Source organism: Pseudoclavibacter sp. CFCC 13611 (assembly GCF_008831225.1).
Lineage (GTDB): Bacteria > Actinomycetota > Actinomycetes > Actinomycetales > Microbacteriaceae > Pseudoclavibacter_A.
In genome coordinates, this window is the sequence record NZ_WBKE01000003.1 from 299,278 (window position 1) to 318,235 (window position 18,958).

Annotated in this window: 15 protein-coding genes, 1 tRNA gene and 1 riboswitch; of the genes, 3 read left to right on the forward strand and 13 right to left on the reverse strand. The window is 66.7% G+C overall.

The annotated features are described in order from the left end of the window. Positions 1 to 61: 61 nt before the first annotated feature. The 4 genes from F8O08_RS10025 to F8O08_RS10040 all read right to left on the reverse strand — a co-directional run bounded on the left by F8O08_RS10025 (position 62) and on the right by F8O08_RS10040 (position 7,592). Positions 62 to 1,192, reverse strand: coding sequence for a PP2C family protein-serine/threonine phosphatase (locus F8O08_RS10025; protein ID WP_158037029.1), 1,131 nt, complete (start codon positions 1,190 to 1,192; stop codon positions 62 to 64). A 113-nt stretch (positions 1,193 to 1,305) separates the two neighbouring features. Beyond that, on the reverse strand, positions 1,306 to 3,309 hold the full coding sequence (locus F8O08_RS10030; RefSeq protein ID WP_158043174.1) for an ABC transporter ATP-binding protein: 2,004 nt from the start codon (positions 3,307 to 3,309) through the stop codon (positions 1,306 to 1,308). Beyond that, entirely contained in the window at positions 3,309 to 5,042 is a 1,734-nt protein-coding gene (locus tag F8O08_RS10035; RefSeq protein ID WP_158037027.1) for an ABC transporter ATP-binding protein, read from the reverse strand. The genes F8O08_RS10030 and F8O08_RS10035 overlap by 1 nt, the downstream gene beginning before the upstream one ends. A 444-nt stretch (positions 5,043 to 5,486) precedes the next feature. Beyond that, the gene (locus tag F8O08_RS10040; protein ID WP_158037026.1) at positions 5,487 to 7,592 is read right to left on the reverse strand and encodes an Ig-like domain-containing protein; all 2,106 of its coding nucleotides are present in this window, start codon (positions 7,590 to 7,592) and stop codon (positions 5,487 to 5,489) included. A 214-nt stretch (positions 7,593 to 7,806) separates the two neighbouring features. Here F8O08_RS10040 and F8O08_RS10045 point away from each other — a divergent pair, with 214 nt between their 5' ends. Next, positions 7,807 to 8,241 carry an META domain-containing protein gene (locus F8O08_RS10045; protein WP_158037025.1) on the forward strand — a complete coding sequence of 145 codons (435 nt, stop codon included), beginning with the start codon at positions 7,807 to 7,809 and terminating at the stop codon, positions 8,239 to 8,241. A 4-nt stretch (positions 8,242 to 8,245) separates the two neighbouring features. On the opposite strand, the gene F8O08_RS10050 is transcribed toward F8O08_RS10045, so the two are convergent. The 3 genes from F8O08_RS10050 to F8O08_RS10060 all read right to left on the reverse strand — a co-directional run bounded on the left by F8O08_RS10050 (position 8,246) and on the right by F8O08_RS10060 (position 13,369). Beyond that, positions 8,246 to 10,876, reverse strand: a complete 2,631-nt coding sequence (locus tag F8O08_RS10050) for an MMPL family transporter (protein ID WP_158037024.1) — start codon at positions 10,874 to 10,876, stop codon at positions 8,246 to 8,248. A gap of 59 nt (positions 10,877 to 10,935) precedes the next feature. Then, positions 10,936 to 11,649, reverse strand: coding sequence for a TetR family transcriptional regulator (locus F8O08_RS10055; RefSeq protein ID WP_158037023.1), 714 nt, complete (start codon positions 11,647 to 11,649; stop codon positions 10,936 to 10,938). A 73-nt stretch (positions 11,650 to 11,722) separates the two neighbouring features. Next, positions 11,723 to 13,369, reverse strand: coding sequence for an HNH endonuclease (locus tag F8O08_RS10060; protein ID WP_158043175.1), 1,647 nt, complete (start codon positions 13,367 to 13,369; stop codon positions 11,723 to 11,725). Between the two features lie 117 nt (positions 13,370 to 13,486). Here F8O08_RS10060 and F8O08_RS10065 point away from each other — a divergent pair, with 117 nt between their 5' ends. After that, entirely contained in the window at positions 13,487 to 13,831 is a 345-nt protein-coding gene (locus tag F8O08_RS10065; protein ID WP_158037021.1) for a hypothetical protein, read from the forward strand. On the opposite strand, the gene F8O08_RS10070 is transcribed toward F8O08_RS10065, so the two are convergent. From F8O08_RS10070 to F8O08_RS10085, 4 genes are all read right to left on the reverse strand, one after another. Beyond that, entirely contained in the window at positions 13,821 to 14,180 is a 360-nt protein-coding gene (locus F8O08_RS10070) for a DMT family transporter (protein WP_158043176.1), read from the reverse strand. The two genes, F8O08_RS10065 and F8O08_RS10070, sit on opposite strands and share 11 nt — an antisense overlap. Next, positions 14,180 to 14,494 carry a DMT family transporter gene (locus tag F8O08_RS10075; RefSeq protein ID WP_158037019.1) on the reverse strand — a complete coding sequence of 105 codons (315 nt, stop codon included), beginning with the start codon at positions 14,492 to 14,494 and terminating at the stop codon, positions 14,180 to 14,182. The genes F8O08_RS10070 and F8O08_RS10075 overlap by 1 nt, the downstream gene beginning before the upstream one ends. Positions 14,495 to 14,507: 13 nt before the next feature. Then, a riboswitch (guanidine-III (ykkC-III) riboswitch) is annotated at positions 14,508 to 14,572 on the reverse strand. Between the two features lie 110 nt (positions 14,573 to 14,682). After that, a tRNA-Ser gene (locus F8O08_RS10080) sits at positions 14,683 to 14,772 on the reverse strand. A gap of 73 nt (positions 14,773 to 14,845) precedes the next feature. Continuing rightward, positions 14,846 to 16,171 (reverse strand): LCP family protein, encoded by a 1,326-nt coding sequence (locus F8O08_RS10085; RefSeq protein ID WP_158037005.1) that lies wholly within the window; start codon positions 16,169 to 16,171, stop codon positions 14,846 to 14,848. Positions 16,172 to 16,266: 95 nt separating this feature from the next. On the opposite strand from F8O08_RS10085, the gene nucS reads away from it, so the two are divergent. Continuing rightward, positions 16,267 to 16,962, forward strand: a complete 696-nt coding sequence (gene nucS / locus F8O08_RS10090; protein ID WP_158030370.1) for an endonuclease NucS — start codon at positions 16,267 to 16,269, stop codon at positions 16,960 to 16,962. Here nucS and F8O08_RS10095 read toward each other — a convergent pair. Both F8O08_RS10095 and F8O08_RS10100 read right to left on the reverse strand, forming a co-directional pair. After that, positions 16,959 to 18,347 (reverse strand): MATE family efflux transporter, encoded by a 1,389-nt coding sequence (locus tag F8O08_RS10095; protein WP_158043177.1) that lies wholly within the window; start codon positions 18,345 to 18,347, stop codon positions 16,959 to 16,961. The two genes, nucS and F8O08_RS10095, sit on opposite strands and share 4 nt — an antisense overlap. Positions 18,348 to 18,402: 55 nt before the next feature. Next, entirely contained in the window at positions 18,403 to 18,927 is a 525-nt protein-coding gene (locus F8O08_RS10100; protein ID WP_158037003.1) for a YbhB/YbcL family Raf kinase inhibitor-like protein, read from the reverse strand. Positions 18,928 to 18,958 lie beyond the last annotated feature (31 nt).

Genomic DNA, 18,958 nt, shown 5'->3' on the forward strand with positions numbered 1-18,958 from the left:
ACCCTCCCGAAGTCTCTAGCGATTCTAAGGCACAGGAGGGCGAAGACACACGTCGAAATGACTATTGCGAACGTTCGACGGATGCTCGCGCACGCCGCTCGCGGCGAATCGGCCTGGTGTCGGCCCCGTCGGAGGCCCGGCCGACCGGCACTGTGTCGTCGATGTGTTCGACGACACACTCGTCTGGGACAGCAGTCGGCCCGCGCCTGATCACGACGGTGTCGTCGTCGAGGTCGTCGTCGAGGTCGTCGCCGGACTCACTGGGAGTGATCAGCACGGTCTCGTCTGCCTCAGTGAGGATTCGCGCCCGTCGGCTCGATCGAGAGACATAGCGGGTGTCGCCGGTCTCTGCGGAGTGCTCGACTTCATGATGAGCCGCGCTTCGACGCTTGTTGTGCACCAGCGCCGCGTCGGCCCGTGAGGCGAGGCTTTCGCTGGGCGACTCCGGATCGCTGAGCAGCCCGCCAGACACCACGTCGACCACGATCACCGTGACGTTGTCGGTGCCCCCGGCGATCAGCGCACGCTCCACGAGCGAGTCGGCCGTGGTCTGGGGAGTGCCGCCCATCACGAGCGAGGCCCGCAGCGCCTCGGCGCTGACCAGACCGTGCAGCCCGTCAGAGCAGATGAGCAGCCGCTCGCCGGTGACGACCGGCGCCAGAAAGAAGTCGGGATCGGAGTCGTCGCCCCCGACCGCCTTCGTGATCTCGTTGCTTCGTGAGCTCTCTGCGGCCTGCTCGGGCGTGATGCGACCGGCGTCGAGCCACTGCTGCAGCTGCGAGTGGTCGCGCGTCCACTGCACCAGAGACCCATTGCGCGACCGGTACACGCGCGAGTCGCCCACGTTGAAGACCAGCCAGTGCGGCTCGCCTGCCGACTCGACCAGCGCGACGCCGCTGACGGTCGACCCTGCCCCATGGGGGCGACTCGCCGAGAGCTCGGCAACCTCGCGCTGGGCCTGCCGCAGAGCATCCGCCACCGCATCCGCCGATGTCGCACCACCGGTCGAAGCCGCTGCCAGCGCACCCAGCCGTTCGACCACCAGCTCGCTCGCGACCTCGCCCGAGTCGTGCCCGCCCATGCCGTCGGCGACCGCATAGACCGGTCGCTCGGCGATGCCGGAGTCTTCGTTCAGCCTGCGCCGCAGACCGACGTCAGTGGCGAGAGCGGCGTTGATCTGCAGGGCGTTCACGGTGGTGGGCTCCTCATGTCGGCGGCGATGCTCGCCTCAACGTTACCCTGCCGCTTCGCCCGAGTCGTCAGCCGAAGGGCGTCACAGCCGCGCGAGCAGCGGCTGAGTCCCGCTCACTCGGCCGCGCCGCTGAACTGACTCTCATAGAGGCGACGATAGGCGCCGTGCTGTTCGAGCAGCTCGTCATGACTGCCCTGCTCGACGATGCTGCCGTGCTCCATGACCAGAATCGTGTCGGCGTCACGAATCGTGGAGAGTCGGTGGGCGATCACGAACGAGGTGCGATCGGTGCGCAGGGTAGCCATCGCGTGCTGCACCAGCGCCTCGGTGCGGGTGTCGACCGCAGAGGTCGCCTCGTCCAGGATCAGCAGCGTCGGTCGGGCGAGGAACGCTCGCGCGATGGTGATCAGCTGACGTTCGCCGGCCGAGATGCTGCCGTTCTCTTCGTCGATGACGGTGTCGTAGCCATCAGGCAGCTGGCGCACGAAGCGATCGACGAAGGTGGCCTGTGCCGCGGCCACGACCTCGTCGTCGGTCGCATCGAGTCGGCCGTAACGGATGTTCTCGAGGATGCTGCCCTTGAACAGCCAGGTGTCCTGCAGCACCATGCCGGTCTGCGAGCGCAGGTCGGCGCGTGAGATGTCTGTGATGTCGACGCCGTCGAGCAGGATGCGCCCCGAGGTGAGTTCGTAGAACCGCATCAGCAGATTGACCAGAGTGGTCTTGCCTGCCCCGGTCGGGCCGACGATCGCGATCGTCTGGCCCGGCTGCGCCTCGAACGAGAGGTGCTCGATGAGCGACTCCTCCGGGTCGTAGCTGAAGCTCACGTCGTCGAAGGTGACGCGCCCGGTCGGATGCTCGGGAAGCTCCTCGGTGACGGTGTCGGGATCCTGTTCGTCAGCGTCGAGCAGCTCGAAGATGCGCTCGGCCGAGGCGACGCCCGACTGCAGCATGTTGGCCATGCCCGACATCTGTGCGAGCGGCTGAGTGAACTCGCGCGAGTACTGGATGAACGCGGTCGCGTCGCCCAGCGTCATCGTGCCCGAGGCGACCTTCAGCCCGCCGAGCACCGCGATGCCCACATACGACAGGTACGAGACGAACTGCATCACCGGCATGATCATGCCCGAGACGAACTGCGCGCCCGCCGACGCCTGGTAGAGGCGGCCGTTCTGCTCGGTGAAAGCCTGCTCCATGCGGTCGCTGCGCCCGAAGATGGTCACCAGGTCGTGCCCTGAGAACGACTCCTCGATGGTGCCGTTGAGCTGGCCGGTCTCTTTCCACTGAGCCGCGAAGAGCTTCTGCGAGCGCACGCCGATCACGCCCGTGATCACAGCGGCGAGCGGCAGCGCGAGCAGGGCGACCAGCGCAAGCTGCCACGAGACGACGAACATCATCACCGTGACGCCGATGACGCTCAGCGCCGACTGCACGAGCTGGGCGAAGGCCTGCTGCAGGGCGTTCTGCACGTTGTCGACGTCGTTGGTGACGCGCGAGAGCAGATCGCCGCGTTTGCGAGTGTCGAAATAGCTCAAAGGCAGCGCGTTGAGTTTGTCTTCGACCCGAGAGCGCAGCTTGCTGACGGCCTGCATGGTGATGCGGTTGAGCACCTCGCCCTGCGCCCACATGAACGCCGACGAGATCACATACATGCCCAGCACGATGACGATGATGACGCCGAGTCGGGTGAAGTCGATGCCCATGCCGGGCACCACGTCCATGTTGGCGAGCATGTCGGCCATCTGCGTGTTGCCCTGGGCACGCATCTGCTCGACGAGCTGATCTCGGCTGACGCCCTGCGGCAGCTGGCTGCCGACGACGCCGTTGAAGATGGTGTCCATCGCCTGCCCCAGCACCTTGGGCGCCCAGACGTTCAGCACCACCGAGCAGGTGACGAACAGCAGCACCAGCACGAGCGGCAGCTTGTGCGGCGCGAGCAGGCCGAAGAGGCGTCGCACCGACGGCCAGAAGTGCTGGGCCTTGGTGACCGCTGGGGCGTCTCCGAACATGTCGCCGTCGCCGGGCGTCGGTGTGAAGTCCTCGTCATCGGGTTCGTGCACGTGTGAGGCCGCGGCCTTCGTCTGTGCCGCGTCTCGCTTGTCTGCGCGTTCGCTCATCACGCCACCTCCTCTGCCGACAGCTGCGATCTGACGATCTGTTGATAGGTCTCGTTCGAGGCGAGCAGCTCATCGTGCGTGCCCTGACCGACGATGCGTCCGTCGTCGAGCACGAGGATGCGATCCGCCTCGCGAATCGTCGCGACGCGCTGCGCCACGATGATCGCCGTCGACCCGGCCAGCGCAGGCTTCAGGGCGCGCCGCAGCCGCGCATCCGTCGCCACGTCGAGAGCTGAGAACGAGTCGTCGAAGAGGTAGACGTCGGGGTGCGCGACCAGCGTGCGCGCGATGCAGAGTCGCTGCCGCTGGCCGCCCGAGACGTTGGTGCCGCCCTGCGAGATGCGGCGTTCGAGGCCGTCGGGATGCTCGCGCACGAAATCGGCCGCCTGTGCGACCTCGAGCGCCTGCCAGAGCTGGTCGTCGGTTGCGTCCTCGCGCCCGAAGCGCAGGTTGCTCGCGATCGTGCCCGAGAACAGAAACGGCCGCTGTGTGACCAGGCTCACCCGCTCGGCGAGCTGACGGCGCGAGAGCTCGTCGACCGGCACGCCATCGATGCGAACCTCGCCGGCGGTCGCCTGCATCAGTCGCGGAATCAGGCTGAGCAGCGTGGTCTTGCCCGACCCCGTCGAGCCGATGATCGCAACCGTCTCGCCGGGACGCGCGGTGAAGGTCAGGTCTGCGAGCACCGGCTGCTCGGCACCCGGGTAGCGAAAGCCCGCGCCGTCGAACTCGACCACGCCGATGCGCGGCACCTCGCGTTCGTGCTCGGGCTCGGTCTGATCGGGCTCAGTGCTCAGCACTTCGTCGATGCGCTCGGCGCACACGACGGCGCGCGGAATCATCATGACCATGAAAGTGCCCATCATCACGGCCATCAGAATCTGCAGCAGGTACTGCAGAAATGCGGTGAGCGAACCGACCTGCATCTCGCCTGCGTCAACCCGGTGGCCGCCGAACCACAGCACTGCTGCGGTCGCGAGGTGCAGCACCATGCCGATCACGGGGAACATGAGCACGAAGATGGCGCCGACTCTCAGTGAGACGTCGGTGAGACGTCGATTCGCGCCGGCGAAACGTGTGGTCTCATGCGGTTCGCGCACGAACGCCCGCACAACGCGGATGCCGATGATCTGTTCGCGCAGCACGCCGTTGATGTCGTCGATGCGATCCTGCATGCCGCGGAAGAGCGGCATGAGTCGGGCGACCAGAAAGCCCACGATGACCAGCAGCAGCGGCACCGACGCCCAGACCAGCCACGACAGCCCGACGTCTTCGCGCACGGCCATGACGATGCCGCCGATGCACATGATCGGGGTCGACACCATGAAGTTCAGGGTCATGAGCAGCAGCATCTGCACCTGCTGCACGTCGTTCGTGCCTCGGGTGATCAGCGTGGCGGCACCGAGTCCGCTCACCTGCTGCGCGCTCATCGACGTGACGGTGTCGAACACACCGGCACGCAGGTCGCGCCCCACGGCCATGGCGGTGCGCGCACCGAACCAGATGCCACCGACGGCGGTGACCACCTGGACGAAGCAGACCAGGAGCATCCTCGCGCCGATCGACCAGATCAGATCGGTGTCGCCCTGGCTCACGCCGTCGTCGATGATCTCGGCGTTCAGGCTGGGCAGGTACAGCGCAGCCAGCGTCGAGACGAGCTGGAGCACGAAGACCGCCACGACCCAGGGCCAGTAGCGCTTCGTGAATGCGGTCAGCAGTCTGAGCAGAGTCATGAGCGTCTCTCTGCTGCGGGGACACGTCAGCGGCCCGGCGAGCACATCGGCCCTGAGCCTCTGCGAGCGCTCTCGACTCGGTGGTGCACGCCTCGCGATGTGTGGCCTGCCGTCCCGACTGCGAAATCGGCTGGGGATGCTGGCTCAGGTGGTCGCGCAGCGCGTCGCCTTGAGCGTTGTCAGGAGCGTCGCGGTGTGGTGCGAACGGGTGTTCGCATTGTCGGAGGTGCAGGAACAGATGCGTGTCGCGTTGGGGGATGACAGCGCAGCTGCATCAGTATGCCAGACGCATGAGGTCCGGCTCAAACTCGAAGCCCCGACTCAAGCTCGAGGCCCCGGCGCGAACTGCAGCCCAGGCAGGAAGCAGAAGAGGGCCCCACCAATGGTGGGGCCCTCTCACCGATGCGATGTCATCGTGCTGCGACCCTCAGTCGAGGGTCAGACTCATCGCTGCGAGCTGCGACGACGAGCCAGCAGCACGCCTGCGCCTGCCAGCGCGATGGCGGCCGCGCCGGCGGCGAGCAGACCGAACTGCCCGGCCTCGGCACCGGTGTGTGCGAGCGTGCCGTCTTTCACCGGCTCCTCGGCGGCAGGAGCGGCCGGCTTTTTGTCGCCGGCAGGCTGCTGGTCGCCACCGGGCTGATCCGTGCCGCCCGGCGTCGGTGCAGACTGGATGCTGAAGGCTGCCTGAGCCTCAAGCGACGCGACTGCGTCGACGGTCTGCACTGCGGTGATGCTGTGCTGACCGGCCTCGAGACCAGCGGGGACGGCGATGCTCCATTTGCCGTCTTCGCCGACCTCAGTGGTGACGGTCTGTGGTTCGGAGCGCACGGTCACAGCGAGTTCGGCTCCGGCGATGCCGGTGCCGCTGATCGTGGTCGGCAGCTGATCGTGGGCGAACTCCGTGCCGTTGATCGGGTTCTCGATGACTGGAGCTGCGGGAACCACCTTGAACTTCGAGGTGGCTGCCTGCTCAGAGGCGACCTCGCCGAGCTTCTGCACGGCATTCACGGTGTACTGATCGTTGCTGTAGTCCAGGGCGTTGTCGAGCTTGACGCTCCACTTGCCGTCTGCACCCACCGTTGTCGTCTGCGTGACGTCGCCGGTCAGGGTGACGGTGGCTCCGGCGACGCCGGTGCCCTCGATCACGCTCAGCGGCCCGGCGACGGTGGAGCCGTCAGCCGGTGTCGTGATGGCCGGTGCGGGCACGACGGCCTCGACCGAGGTCTCGACCGTGGCCGACTTGTTGAAGCCCTTGTCCTTGTCAGTGACATGCAGGGTGAAGCTCTGCTTTCCTGCCGGGGCCTGAACCGGGAACGACCAGTTGCCGTTGCCGTCGACGTCGACACTCGTGGTCTTGCCGCCGTTCTCCACGACGAGCTTGGTGTTGGCCGGGGCGGTGCCGGTGATCGGCGACCCGAGTTCGACCTTCGCACCTGCCGGAGTCGTGACCTTCGGCGCGTCGAGATGCAGCGCGATGCTGTATCCACCGGTCGCAGGCAGCGAGTCGACGAGAGATGCGCCCCAGACGATGGTCTTCTTCGTGCCGTCGCTGTAGGTGACGTCGCCTCCGCCTGAGACCACGCCGACTGCCTTGGTGCCTTGGACGATCGACCCGCCAGAGTCACCGTGATCAGCCGATGCATCCAACATGAAGCCGTGCACAAACTTGTTGTCGACCTGCATCCATCCGTCCACAGCTGAGACGGCACCCGTGCTCGGCTTCGTCGTACGCCCTGAGCGCGTCGCCGACTGTCCGATCTGAGCTGCACCCACTGAGGTCACGACTGACGTGCTGCCCGAGAGATCGCCAGTGGATGCGGTGCTCCAATCGGTGACTTCGGGGAGCGTCCGTGCGGAGGGATCAGTCACATCGACAGCGGCGATGTCGATCGAGTTCTTGTCGCCTTCCGCCCCGGCAGTCCCGTTCGGGCCGCCGAACTGGGCAAACTTCTTGGTTCCGAGAGCCACGCCGGCAAAGTCTGCGGACGCTGCGCTGCCTGCACCGGCGAACGCCTCGTCATGCCGAGGATCAGTCCGGTAGACCGTGTCGCCATAGGTATTGGGGAAGCAATGACCAGCAGTGATGAAGGCCGGGTCGCCCTTCGGGGACCACGCTGAGAAGCCGACTGAGCAGAGCCCGTACGGCAGCCCTTCAGCCGTCGGAGCACCAGGTGTGGCGAAGCCTGCGCCGCCGACCAGGTCGTCGCCCGCGAGCGCGGTGAGACCCTTCTCTGAGGTCAAAACCTCGACGCCTTTGTCTTCCAGCTGCGTCTTGAGCTCTACGGCCTGGTTCAGCTTCTGGTCGTCGCCCGTGTTCACGATCGCGATGAGTTTGCCGTCGGCCTTGGTTGCCGCACCCTGCAGCAGCTCGGCCTTCTCAGGCCCTTGGTTCTGCACCTCGGAGATCAGCGCCTCTGCGCTCCCCGGAGTGTCAGATGTGGTGTTCTCTTGAGCGGCCACAGACGTGGCGAACACGCCTGTGACAGTCAGGGCCGCCAGTGGCGCCCCGACTGCGGCCACCGACTTCTTCAGCCAGCTCGACTTCATTGGTTCCTCTCGTCAGCTTCATTGCGACGCGGGAGCAAACACTGCCCGAGGACAGCGTCTCTGCGTTCCCCCCAGTCAGCGCAAAGCATGTCGTTGTCTTGACAGCCGTCTATTTCAACAGCCGACGCGAGACTATCAGATGGCTGTGAATTTCTAGTCAACTCTGTGCAACAATCACAGCAAGACCCAGCTTCTTCGACTGAGAGGGTTCATCATGCGCCTGCATCATCTCGCCACCGTCACACTCGTGACCGCCATCGCATTCTCAGCCGCAGGCTGCGGCTCCTCGGGGTCTGACCCCACACCCACCTCGTCAGATTCTGCTGCTGACGAACCTGTCGCTTCGTCTGCGATTCCCGACCTCCAGGCCTCCCTCATCGGCTCGTGGAAAGACGACCCGACGGGTGCCTATCTGACGTTCTCCGACGACGGAACGTTCATCGGATCGGACAACTGCAACAATCTCTCTGGCAGCTTCTCGCCAAGCGGCGAGGATCGCACGACGCTCCGCTTTGACATGCACACGCTGCGCGGATGCAGCGTCATTCTCGACTGGCTTGACAAGACGCGCGAAGTCAGCGTCGAGGGCGACCGGATGACGGCCTTCGACGACGCCGGCGACGTGCTGGGCACCCTGGAGCGCGGCTGACGACTCACCGCGCCGGCTTCGACGACGACTTCAGCGCATCGAGTTTCGCGCCCTCCACATCGACGTCGGGCAGAATGCGGTCGAGCCACTTGGGAATCCACCAGGCCGAGCGCCGCAGCAGGTACAGCGCCGCAGGCACGATCGTCATGCGCACCAGGAACGCGTCGATCAGCACGCCGAACGCGAGCGCGAAGCCGATCGGGCGAATCATGGTCAGCTCCGAGAAGACGAACCCGGCGAAGACGCTGATCATGATGATGGCCGCAGCCGCGACCACGCGACCGCCGACTTTGTAGCCGTGCAGCACTGCCTGGCGCGGGGTCGCCCCGTGTGCGAAGCTCTCGCGCATGCCTGACCCCAGAAACATCTGGTAGTCCATGGCCAGGCCGAAGAGCACGCCGATCAGGATGATCGGCAGGAAGCTCAGCACCGCGGCCGGGTCGTGCACCCCGAAGACAGAGCCCAGCCATCCCCACTGGTAGATCGCCACGACCGCTCCGAGGCTGGCGGCCAGTGAGAGCAGGAATCCCAGCGTCGCGAGCACCGGCAGCAGCACCGACCTGAACACCAGAATCATCAGCACGAGCGAGAGCCCGACCACGATCGCAAGATACGGCGGCAGGGCGTCACCGAGCTTCTTCGACACGTCGATGTTCGCTGCGGTGAGCCCGGTCACCCCGACCTGCGCGCCGGTCTGCTGCTCGATCTCGGCGGCATCGGCGCGAATGCGCTCGACGAGCTGCTCGGTCTGCTCCGTCGACGGGCCGTCGTTCGAGACGACCTGCAGCACAGCGGTGCGGTGATCGTCGCTCGCTCCGCCGGGCACCGCGGCAGCGACCCCGTCGATCGAACGCAGATGATCGGCCAGGTCGAGTGAGGCATCCTCCTGCTGCTCGGCCGTGGTGACGCTCTCGGGCAGCTCTGCCACGACGACCAGCGGTCCGTTCGAGCCGGCCCCGAAGTTCTCACTGATCAGCTGGTACGACTTGTACGCCGTGCTGCTGGGCTCTTCGGAGCTGCCGTCGGGCAGCCCGAGCCGCAGCTGGCCGGCGGGCAGCGCAAGCACCCCGGCGATGATGACTCCGGCGAGAAGCGCCAGCCACGGATGCGCAGTCACGATGCGCCCCCAGCGCGGGCCCGCCTTGGACGAACGTTTCGAGGCGGACGGTGCGGCAGCCTGCGACGAGGCCTTCGGTGCCTGCTCTGCCGCTGCGTCTGCCGTTTCAGCGGCAGGGTCGACGCTGGAGCTCTGCAGCGCACGCCGCTCCCGGCGGCTCAGGATGCGCATCCCCACGAAGCCGAGCATGGCCGGCGTCAGCGTGAGCGCGACGAGCACGGCGACGATGATCGTGCCGGCACCGGCGAGACCCATCACGGTCAGGAACGGCAGCCCGGGAACGGCCAGTGCGGCGAGCGCGATGACCACGGTGAGCCCGGCGAAGAGCACGGCGTTGCCCGACGTGCCCGAGGCATGTGCGATGGACTCGTGCATCGGCATGCCCTGTTTCAGCTGGATGCGATGGCGATTGACGATGAAGAGGGAGTAGTCGATGCCGACGGCGAGGCCGAGCATCAGCGCGAGCATCGGCGAGACCGAGGTCATCTCGATCACACCGGTGAGGGCGAAGGTCGTGCCGACTCCGACGACCACTCCGACGATCGCCATGAGCAGCGGCAGACCGGCACCGATCAGCGTGCCGAGCATGATGACGAGCACGATCGCGGCGACCAGGATTCCGATCGCCTCGCCCGGGCCGAACAGGCCTGAGATGCTCGACGCGATCTCGGTGCTGTACTGAGGCGTCACGCCAGAGCCGTCGAGAGCCTGGTTGACGGCTTCGACGACGGCTTCTTTGTCTTCGGCCGAGACGTTGTCGGACGAAGTCGTGAAGGTCACCTGCGCCTGTGCGATGCGGCCGTTGTCTGAGACCAGCTGCACCCCGGATGCGGCATCGAGAGAGCGCTCGGCACGAGTAAGTTCGGCCTGCTGTCGGTCGAGTTCGGCGCGACCGGCGTCGATTTTCTCTTGCTGGGGCGCCAGCTGCTGCTGCGCGGCCTCGAGCTGCGCAGTCAGGGCGTCGGCCTGCGCGGTGGCCTGCGCGGCTGCAGCGGACTGCCCGGCATCAGCAGCCTGCTGCGCCGCCTGCTGCGCGGCGTCGCGGGCCTGCTCGAGCTGAGTGAGGGGGCTCTTCGCCGCATCCAGCTGCTGCTGACCGGCGTCAAGCTGCGCCTTTGCGGCGTCGAGCTGGGGTTTGCCCTGATCGATCTGCTGACGGCCGGACTCAAGCTGCTGCTGCGTCTCGAACGGGTCGATCACAGTGGCGACGGCGTCCTGCTGCTTCACGTCGGCGAGCGCACGCCCGATGGCCGCCTTCTGCTCGTCGGTGAACTGCATTCCCTCGCCCGCATCGAAGACGATGCTGCCGGTGCCGCCCGATGCCGCGGGGATGCGATCGGAGAGTCGGTCGATCAGCGTCTGTGACTGGGTGCCCGGGATCGTGAAGTTGTTGCTGGTCGTGCCGGCGAAGGCGGCGACCGCCCCGCCCACCGCGATCATGATGATCAGCCAGATCGATGCGACCATGCGCCGGTGCGCCGCGCTGAAGCGCCCGAGTCGGTAGAGCAGTGAGGCCATGGAGAGATTCCTTCGTGTGGGGGCGGGCTAGAGCGCGGTCTGCGGGTAGGGGGTCAGCATCAGAGATCCTGATATCCATCGCGCACGGTCTTGACTGCTTCGAGCAGCTGGTCTTTGAGGTTGATGAGGTCGGCGTCGGTGAGCGCAGCGCCTGCGAAAGGCACGTGCGTACGAGACGAGTCAGCGGCACCGATTGCCGCTGCGCCCTGATGTCGCTCGCCGAGCCAGACGTTGATGGTCGCACGGCAGCTCGCCAGCACCGACGCGACGAACACCACCAGGCGTATGCGTGGCATCCCCTCAGGCGCGCGCTGCTGCAGCGCGGTGACGAACCGGGATTCCGCCTCATCCCACGCCATCAGTTCGTACTGCAGGAATTCGGCGTGCCCGTCGAGGGCAGCAGCCAGTTCGAGGCACTGCTGCAGATAGCTGGACGTGACGCTGCTGGAGAAGACCTGCATCACGACATCGATGACGGATTCGTCAGCGGGACGATTCTCGATCTGCTGTCGGGCCTTGACCAGCAGGTCTTCGGTGGGCGCATTGAGCGCTGCGTCGATGCCGGGAAAGTAGTTGAAGAAGGTACGTCGTGAGACCCCTGCATGCTCGGCGATCTGCTCGACGTTCACGTGATCGCGCCCATGCTCGAGCACCAGGCTGATGGCGGCATCGATGATTGCCGCTCGGGTGGCCGCGCGATTGAGCTCGCGTCGGCCAGGCTCACGCACAGCGTCGGGACGCGACGCTGATTGTGGTGCAGAAGAGACGGGCATGAAATTACCCTACGTGCAAGTTTGCCCGGTGTGCAATGACTTGAGCTGAGCGGACGCTGTGAACATGCCCTCTTCATCGCCTTCGACGTGCGGTCTGATGCAGCAGCGAACGAATCTGCGGCGGCCGGATCTGCGGTCTGCCTTCGCACATCGTGATCTGCCAGGCTCCGTTGTCGATGTGACGGTGGTGCCACCAGCACAGCAGCACGCCATTGCCGACATGCGTCTTACCGCCCTGCTGCCAGGGCACGACATGGTGTTCCTCACACGCATGAGCAGGGATGCGACAGCCCGGAATCGCGCACTGGTGACCGTCTCGAGCCGCGATCGCCCGCCGCTGGTGCGTGCTGAACACCCGTTGCGTCGTCGTGAGCGAGACGAGGGCTCCCTGTGCGTCGAGCCGTGCAAGCTGGTCGCCGCCGTCACAGGCCATTCGACCGATCGTCTGCGCGGCGACCGGGTCGTCGACGCCCGAGATGCTGCCGGTCTCGGCGACCGGTCCGATGCCACAGCATCTGCCAGAGAGAGCGGCCTCTGCAGAAGATGAGCCAGAGCCACTGGCAGAACCACTGGCAGAGTGATCCGCAGCCGGGATCGTCACGATCACCGCAGGCGGCATATGGAACTCTGGGCTGCCGGTGAGCGCGGCGACCATGGCGGCGAAGACGTCGGCGCGCTGTTGGCCGAGCGTGCGCGTCTCGGTCGGTCGACTGCCGCTCACGCCATCTCGGTGTTCATCACCTGTCGCATCTGCACCGCCGACGACGTCACGCAGAAACCGCGGCGGGGTCTTCGCACTGAGACAGGCGTCGAAGACCGCGAGCGCACGAGCTGCGACATCAGCTGGGATCGTACCCCGCACAGCATGCAGCCCGTTGCGAGCCCGAGATGAAATCCAGAAGTCGCGTCGATTGACCGCCTCGTCTTCTCGTGGCTGCACCCCATCGGGGTCGAGCGCCTCTCGCCAAGCTCGCGCCTGCACCCGAACCAGATCTGCGGAAAGGCCGGGCACACGCTGCAGGTATCCCGACTCACCATGATCGTCGTCGCCTGCAGCATTCGGTGAGCCGACATTCGTCTGCTCAGACTCGCGCTGCGGGCACGCCCCGTCGACGAGCGCGCACTCGGCTGCATCCAGCAGCTCAAGATCAGCCCGGGGAGCCGCTTTGCCCAGTTCGCTCACGATGGCCTCGGCCGCTTCGACGCCGAGGTCACCGGCCGCAAGCGCCGCACCAGCCTGCGCGAAGAGCGGAGGCAACGGTAGGCCGGTGTCACTCGTTCGCCCGAGCAGCTGCTCGCTGAGCCGCACCCGACGGCGTGCCTCCCGAGCCGAGACTCCGGCCACGTACTCGATGAGTTCTGCCGCAGTGCGCTGTCCGTACTTCGTCGACAGACGCTCGTCGCTGTCACACGCCGCGCACCGCTGAGCCACCTCACCGGCCACCTGCACACGCAGCGAATCTATGGCGCGCCCTGCGTGCTCGACGAGTTCGACGGCCGCGACCAAGGCATCCCCTGTCAGGTCGCCCCAGCGCGAGCCGGGCCCACTCGTGTCAGCATGCTCGGCCCCCGACACAGCACCAGACGTCGACGCAGGCCCAGATGCCGCCACAGGCGCTCCGGTCTGCGCACCGACCGCGCCGGCCACGCGACCGAGCGCGATCAAGGCCTGCAGCGGGTCTGGCTGCGAGGGCTGCGCGAGGTGCGTTGTGGCTTCCATGTCCTGATTCAACACACACCCTCTGACATTCGACGACTGCAGTCACCGCCCCCGCGAGCCCCGGAATGGCGCCGAAGCACGCCTCATATGGATGCTGTCCGATAGACTCGACTGAAGATGACTGCTGAGAACCCCGCCAGCCCCCGGCTCAACCGCAGAGAGCAGTGGGCACGGCGCCTGAGCATCGCACTGCCACTCTTACCGCTGGCAGTCGCGTCGATCTGGTACGCCCTGGTGGCCGTCACCTCTCCCGGCCCATACGCCCCGCTGATCTTCTTGGTGGTGCTCGTCTACGGCTTTCCGGTCGTGCTCGTGCTCGGCATCGCGCTGCACATTGTCATTGGGGCCGGGTCGTGGAGCTCCCGCTCGACCAAGGTGTTCGTCTCGTGGGCGCTGGGCATCCTGCTCTATCTGCCCGCGGTGATCTTCGCCGCGCTCTACGCGCTGACCTTCACTCTTTAGGCGACGGCTCCGCGTCTTTCGCAATCACCGCATCCGACCGCACCAGTTTCAACCCGATCACCGCCACGACGACACCGCCGACGCAGGCCGCCTTGGGCCATGAGAACGACTCGGCACCCGTCGCCATCGCGAAGACCACCGTCAGCACCGCACCGATGCCCACCCAGACCGAGTAGGCGGTGCCGATCGGGATCGTACGAGCCGCACGACTCAGACCAGCCATGCTGATCACCAGTGCGACGAAGAAGACGATGACCGCGACCGGCTGCGTGAACCCCTGGGAGCTTCCGAGCGCGGTCGCCCAGACAGCTTCGAGCACGCCGCTCACGACGAGGATGACCCACGGCATCAGCTCACCACCTTCAGGCCGATGACGGATGCGACGAGCAGCACGAGCAGCAGCACACGCGCGATCGAGGCGCGTTCTCGACCGCTCACCATCGACCAGACCACCGTGAGACATGCGCCGATGCCCACCCAGACGGCATAGGCCGTGCCGGTCGGGATCACCGACATTGCATATGCGAGGCCGGCCATGCTCGCGCTGAACGCGACGACGAAGAGGATGCTGGGCCAGAGTCTGCGAAAACCTCGCGACGCCGCGAGCGCTGCCGCCCAGACGGTCTCAAGCAGACCTGATGCGATGAGTATGATCCATGCCACGACGTGACCCTCCTACGAGTCAGTCTTGTCGTATGCGGGTACTGCTCCCTCGTCCGCAGGCCGGCATTCAGGCCTCGAAGACAGGTTAGCAGCGGCAGCGAACAGATGGCTCTCACGTTTCTGAAGACACGATAACAAAGGCCCCGCATCCCGGTGATTCTGTGGGATGCAGGGCCTTCGACTCAGCGCGGAGACGGAGGGATTTGAACCCTCGGTCCCGAAATTCGGGACTCCACCTTAGCAGGGTGGTGCACTAGGCCAGACTATGCGACGTCTCCAGATGTGCCCGCGAAAGGCACCATGTCATCATAGCGGATTCGCACGGGCGCGCCACACCGCTCAAGCGCAGACCTACCGGTTGGCCACCGCACAGGTCTGGTCTCGGGCAGTCTGCCCGACGATGCCCTCTGGAAGCACCGTCGCCGGCTGCGAGGCCTCCGGCGCAGGCGACCCCGAGGCGGGCGAGGGCTGCGCTGACGTCGACGGCGCGGCATCTGCCGGCTGCGAGGCGGCGGCGTCAGGCGCCTCACCCACCGTCTCTGATCCGATGCCCGTCTTGCTGTTCTCGTTCAGCCGCACGCCCTCGCCCGAGGCGATCGCCTGGAAGAGCGGCGTCGACAGCGTCGGATCGAGCACGACGCGGTTACGGTCGCGGGGGTCTTCGGTCACTGGGGCCTGGACGAAAGCGACGTTGTCGAGCGAGATGCCAGCCGCCGTCGCACCCAATGAGACCAGCATGCCGGTGTCTTTCAGGTTCGACGAGAACTCCATGTTGCGGGCTGCGGCAGAGGCGAGGTCGTAGAGCCGCACCGGGTTCGTGAGCGCACCCTGAGTCTGAATCGTGCGCACCAGCGACGAGAGATAGACCTGCTGCGAACTGATGCGCCCGAGGTCGCTGCCATCGCCCACGCCGTGGCGATTGCGCAGGAACGCCAGAGCGTCCGACCCCTGGATCGTGTGCTCGCCGGCCGTCAGGTGCAGACCGGAGTCGTTGTCGTTGATGTCGTTCGTCACGCAGACGGGCACGCCGCCGATCGCGTTCGACATCTCAATGACGCCCTTGAAGTCGATCTTTCCGACGAAGCCGATGTCGACGCCGGTGAGCTTCTCGATGGTGAGCGCCGTGCAGCTCGGCCCGCCGTACGAGATGGTCGAGTTGATCTGCACCCGGCTCTGCGCCGGGTAGGTGCCACCGCTGCCGTCGGTCTTGGGGCACGCGGGCATCGAGACCATCAGATCTCGCGGAAAGCTCACTGCGGTCGCCGTCTGATGGTCGGCCGAGACGTGCAGCAGCATGATGACGTCGGCCAGGTCGGCGTCTTTGTCTTCGGCCGTGAAGCCCTCACCCTGGTCTTTGCGGGTGTCAGAGCCGATCAGCAGAAAGTTGACCGGGCCGTCGACGGTGGCGACCTGCGGGCTGCCGTCCACGTTCGTGAAGTCGAAGTAGCCGATGTCTTTCTGCACCGACCAGACCATCAGCCCGGCGAGTGCGATGCCTCCGACGATGACCATGGTCACGCAGAGGGCGAGCCACTTGAAGATCGCCTTGGGGCCGCCTCCGGCCGGCGCGAGCGCACCGTGGCGTGCGACCGCGGTGAAGCGGTTGTCGTTCGCAGCGGAGGACGCCTTCGCCAGGCGACGTTCAACCTCACGTCGCTCTCGTCGCGACTGCGCCATCAAGGCCCCTTTCGCCAGGTCAGTCTGATCTACAAACTCTACTAGTGTGCCGATGTTTCATGTGAAACGCCTGTCTGCCCGTCTACAATGCCGATGTGCGTCTCGTCATTGCTCGCTGCACGGTGGATTACGCCGGGCGGCTCACGTCTCACCTGCCCCTCGGCACCCGTGTGCTCATGCTCAAAGCCGACGGCTCGCTGCTCGTGCACGCCGACGGCGGCTCGTACAAGCCGCTGAACTGGATGTCACCGCCCTGCAGCCTGACCGTCGACGAGCCCGACGACGACCAGCGCAAGGTCGGCGTCACCGAAGTCTGGCGCGTCACCCAGCGCAAGACGTCAGACCAGCTGATCGTGGGCATCCACGAGATTCTCAGCGACACCTCGCACGAGCTCGGCACCGACCCCGGACTGATCAAAGACGGGGTCGAGGCGCACCTGCAGGAGCTGCTCGCGGCACAGATCGAGCTGCTGGGCGAGGGATGCGAACTCGTGCGCCGAGAGTACGCCACCGCGATCGGGCCGGTCGACATCATGGCCCGCGGGGTGAACGGGGAGCACATCGCGGTCGAGCTCAAACGTCGAGGTGACATCGACGGGGTGGAGCAGCTCACCCGCTACCTCGAGCTGCTGAACCGCGACCCGCTGCTCTCCCCCGTGCAGGGCGTCTTCGCCGCACAGGAGATCAAACCGCAGGCGCGCACCCTGGCCGAGGACCGCGGCATCCGCTGCCTCGTGCTCGACTACGAGGCCATGCGCGGCACCGACGACGCCGACGAGCGGCTGTTCTAGGCGCGCTGCACCCAGCGGTCGCCCCGCAGACGCAGCCCGAGAGTGAGGGCGCGCATGATCATCAGCCCGCCGCCGAAGCACGACCACACCGCGACGAGCTTCCACTGATCGGCGACCATGGCGCCGTCGAGCAGCCAGAGCACCGCCGCCATCCACACAGCCATGCCGGCCAAGTTGAGCAGCCCGGCCAGCGCCAGATAGCGTCCGTCGCCGGCGCCGATCAGGATGCCGTCGAGCACGAACACGTACCCGGCGAGCGGCAGCGTCACCCCCATCGCGATCAGCCCCGGGGTCAGCATCGACAGCACACCCAGGTCGCTCGTGAACGCTCGCCCGGCCCACGGCGAGGCAGCCACGAAGACGACGGTCAGCGCTGCCCCGACCAGAACGCCCCACTGCTGCAGCCGTCGGCTCACCACGCGCACGCCGAAGGGGGCCGTCGGAGAGCCCTTCGGGGCTCTGGCGTCTGCCGACTCTCGTCGCTGCCGCTCACGCTCGCCGAGTTCGAGCCCGACCAGCGCCTGACCGGCGACGGCGAGCGCGTCGAAGGCCATGCCCAACGCACTGAACAGCGAGAAGAGCACCTGGTAGCCGGCGAGGGTGTCGGTGCCGAGACGCGCGGCGAGCCAGACCGTCGCGAGCAGTGCCACGCGCAGCGTCGCCGTGCGCAGAAACAGCCAGCCGCCTTCGCGCATCGAGCGGCCCACACCCGCCCACTCCGGCCGCAGGCCAGCACCGACGGCACGGGCGCGCCGCACGACGATGCCGGCCAGCACGAAGCCCATGCCGCACTGAACGACGACGGTGCCCAGCGCCGAGCCTGCGACGCCCCAGCCCAGCCCGTAGATGAAGAACGCGTTCAGTCCGACGTTCGCGCCCATGCCTGCTGCGACCACCACCAGCGGCGTCTTGGTGTCTTGCAGACCGCGCAGCACGCCGGTCGCTGCGAGCACGACGAGCATCGCCGGCAGGCCGAACAGCGAGACGCGCAGATACGCATGAGCGTGGGAGGCCACCTCGGCGTCAGGGGTGAGCATCGCCACAAGCGGGTCGGCGGCACACCACCCCACGACCGCGAGCGCGACGCCGGTGAGGAGTGCGAGCCAGAGCCCGTCTATGCCGGCGGCGAGCGCTTCGGTGGGCCGTCCCTGGCCCAGGCGACGTGCGACGAGGGGCGTGGCCGCATAGGCGAGAAAGACCATCAGGCCGACCGCCGTCTGCAGGATGCTCGCCGCGGCTGCGAGCCCGGCCAGCGGAGCAGCGCCCAAGTGGCCGATCATCGCCGAGTCGATCAGCGTGAACACCGGCTCGGCGACGAGCGCGCCGAGCGCCGGAACCGCGAGGGCCGTGATGCGCCGGTCGAGGCTGTGCCGCGGTTCGGTCATACAGGCACTCTAGCGGCGACGCCTGACACGTCGCCGGGGCAGCGCCTCGATCGCGCTAGCGCTGGTAGACGCCGACCAGCGTCGCGCGCGCGAGCGTGTGCGAGAAGAGGTTGAACCCCAGCACGGCCGGCGTCGCGTTCTCTGGCAGATCGAGATGGTCGACGTCGACGGCGTGCACCACGAAGTAGTAGTGGTGCGGCTTGTGCCCGACGGGCGGTGCGGCGCCGACGAAGTCGCGACCGAGCGAGTCGTTCGTCAGGGCGATCGCACCCGCGGGCAGCGATCCGCCGCCGGTCGAGGCGTTGCCGGCGCCGGCATCCAGCGAGGTCACCGAGGCAGGTACGTCATAGACCGCCCAATGCCAGTAGCCGCTCGCGGTGGGGGCGTCGGGGTCGTAGGCCGTGATCGCGAAGCTCTTCGTGCCGGCGGGGAAGCCCGACCACGACAGCTGCGGAGACCGGCCTTCTCCGCCGGCGCCGACCCCGACTTGGGCCGACTTCAGCGTCTGACCGTCGACGACGTCGTCGCTGGTGAGCGTGAATGAGGGAACCTGTGGCAGTTCATCGTAAGGGTTGACCATGTTCCATGCTAGGCACACTCTGCGGCCGCAT

What these genes read in the sequence shown, in the direction of transcription:
- F8O08_RS10045 (WP_158037025.1), top strand. Translation starts at nt 7,807, where the DNA reads ATGCGCCTGCATCATCTCGCCACCGTCACACTCGTGACCGCCATCGCA.
- F8O08_RS10065 (WP_158037021.1), top strand. Translation starts at nt 13,487, where the DNA reads ATGACTGCTGAGAACCCCGCCAGCCCCCGGCTCAACCGCAGAGAGCAG.
- F8O08_RS10060 (WP_158043175.1), bottom strand. Translation starts at nt 13,369, where the DNA reads ATGGAAGCCACAACGCACCTCGCGCAGCCCTCGCAGCCAGACCCGCTG.
- F8O08_RS10070 (WP_158043176.1), bottom strand. Translation starts at nt 14,180, where the DNA reads ATGCCGTGGGTCATCCTCGTCGTGAGCGGCGTGCTCGAAGCTGTCTGG.
- F8O08_RS10085 (WP_158037005.1), bottom strand. Translation starts at nt 16,171, where the DNA reads ATGGCGCAGTCGCGACGAGAGCGACGTGAGGTTGAACGTCGCCTGGCG.
- F8O08_RS10050 (WP_158037024.1), bottom strand. Translation starts at nt 10,876, where the DNA reads ATGGCCTCACTGCTCTACCGACTCGGGCGCTTCAGCGCGGCGCACCGG.
- F8O08_RS10100 (WP_158037003.1), bottom strand. Translation starts at nt 18,927, where the DNA reads ATGGTCAACCCTTACGATGAACTGCCACAGGTTCCCTCATTCACGCTC.
- F8O08_RS10035 (WP_158037027.1), bottom strand. Translation starts at nt 5,042, where the DNA reads ATGACTCTGCTCAGACTGCTGACCGCATTCACGAAGCGCTACTGGCCC.
- F8O08_RS10055 (WP_158037023.1), bottom strand. Translation starts at nt 11,649, where the DNA reads ATGCCCGTCTCTTCTGCACCACAATCAGCGTCGCGTCCCGACGCTGTG.
- F8O08_RS10095 (WP_158043177.1), bottom strand. Translation starts at nt 18,347, where the DNA reads ATGACCGAACCGCGGCACAGCCTCGACCGGCGCATCACGGCCCTCGCG.
- F8O08_RS10040 (WP_158037026.1), bottom strand. Translation starts at nt 7,592, where the DNA reads ATGAAGTCGAGCTGGCTGAAGAAGTCGGTGGCCGCAGTCGGGGCGCCA.
- F8O08_RS10030 (WP_158043174.1), bottom strand. Translation starts at nt 3,309, where the DNA reads ATGAGCGAACGCGCAGACAAGCGAGACGCGGCACAGACGAAGGCCGCG.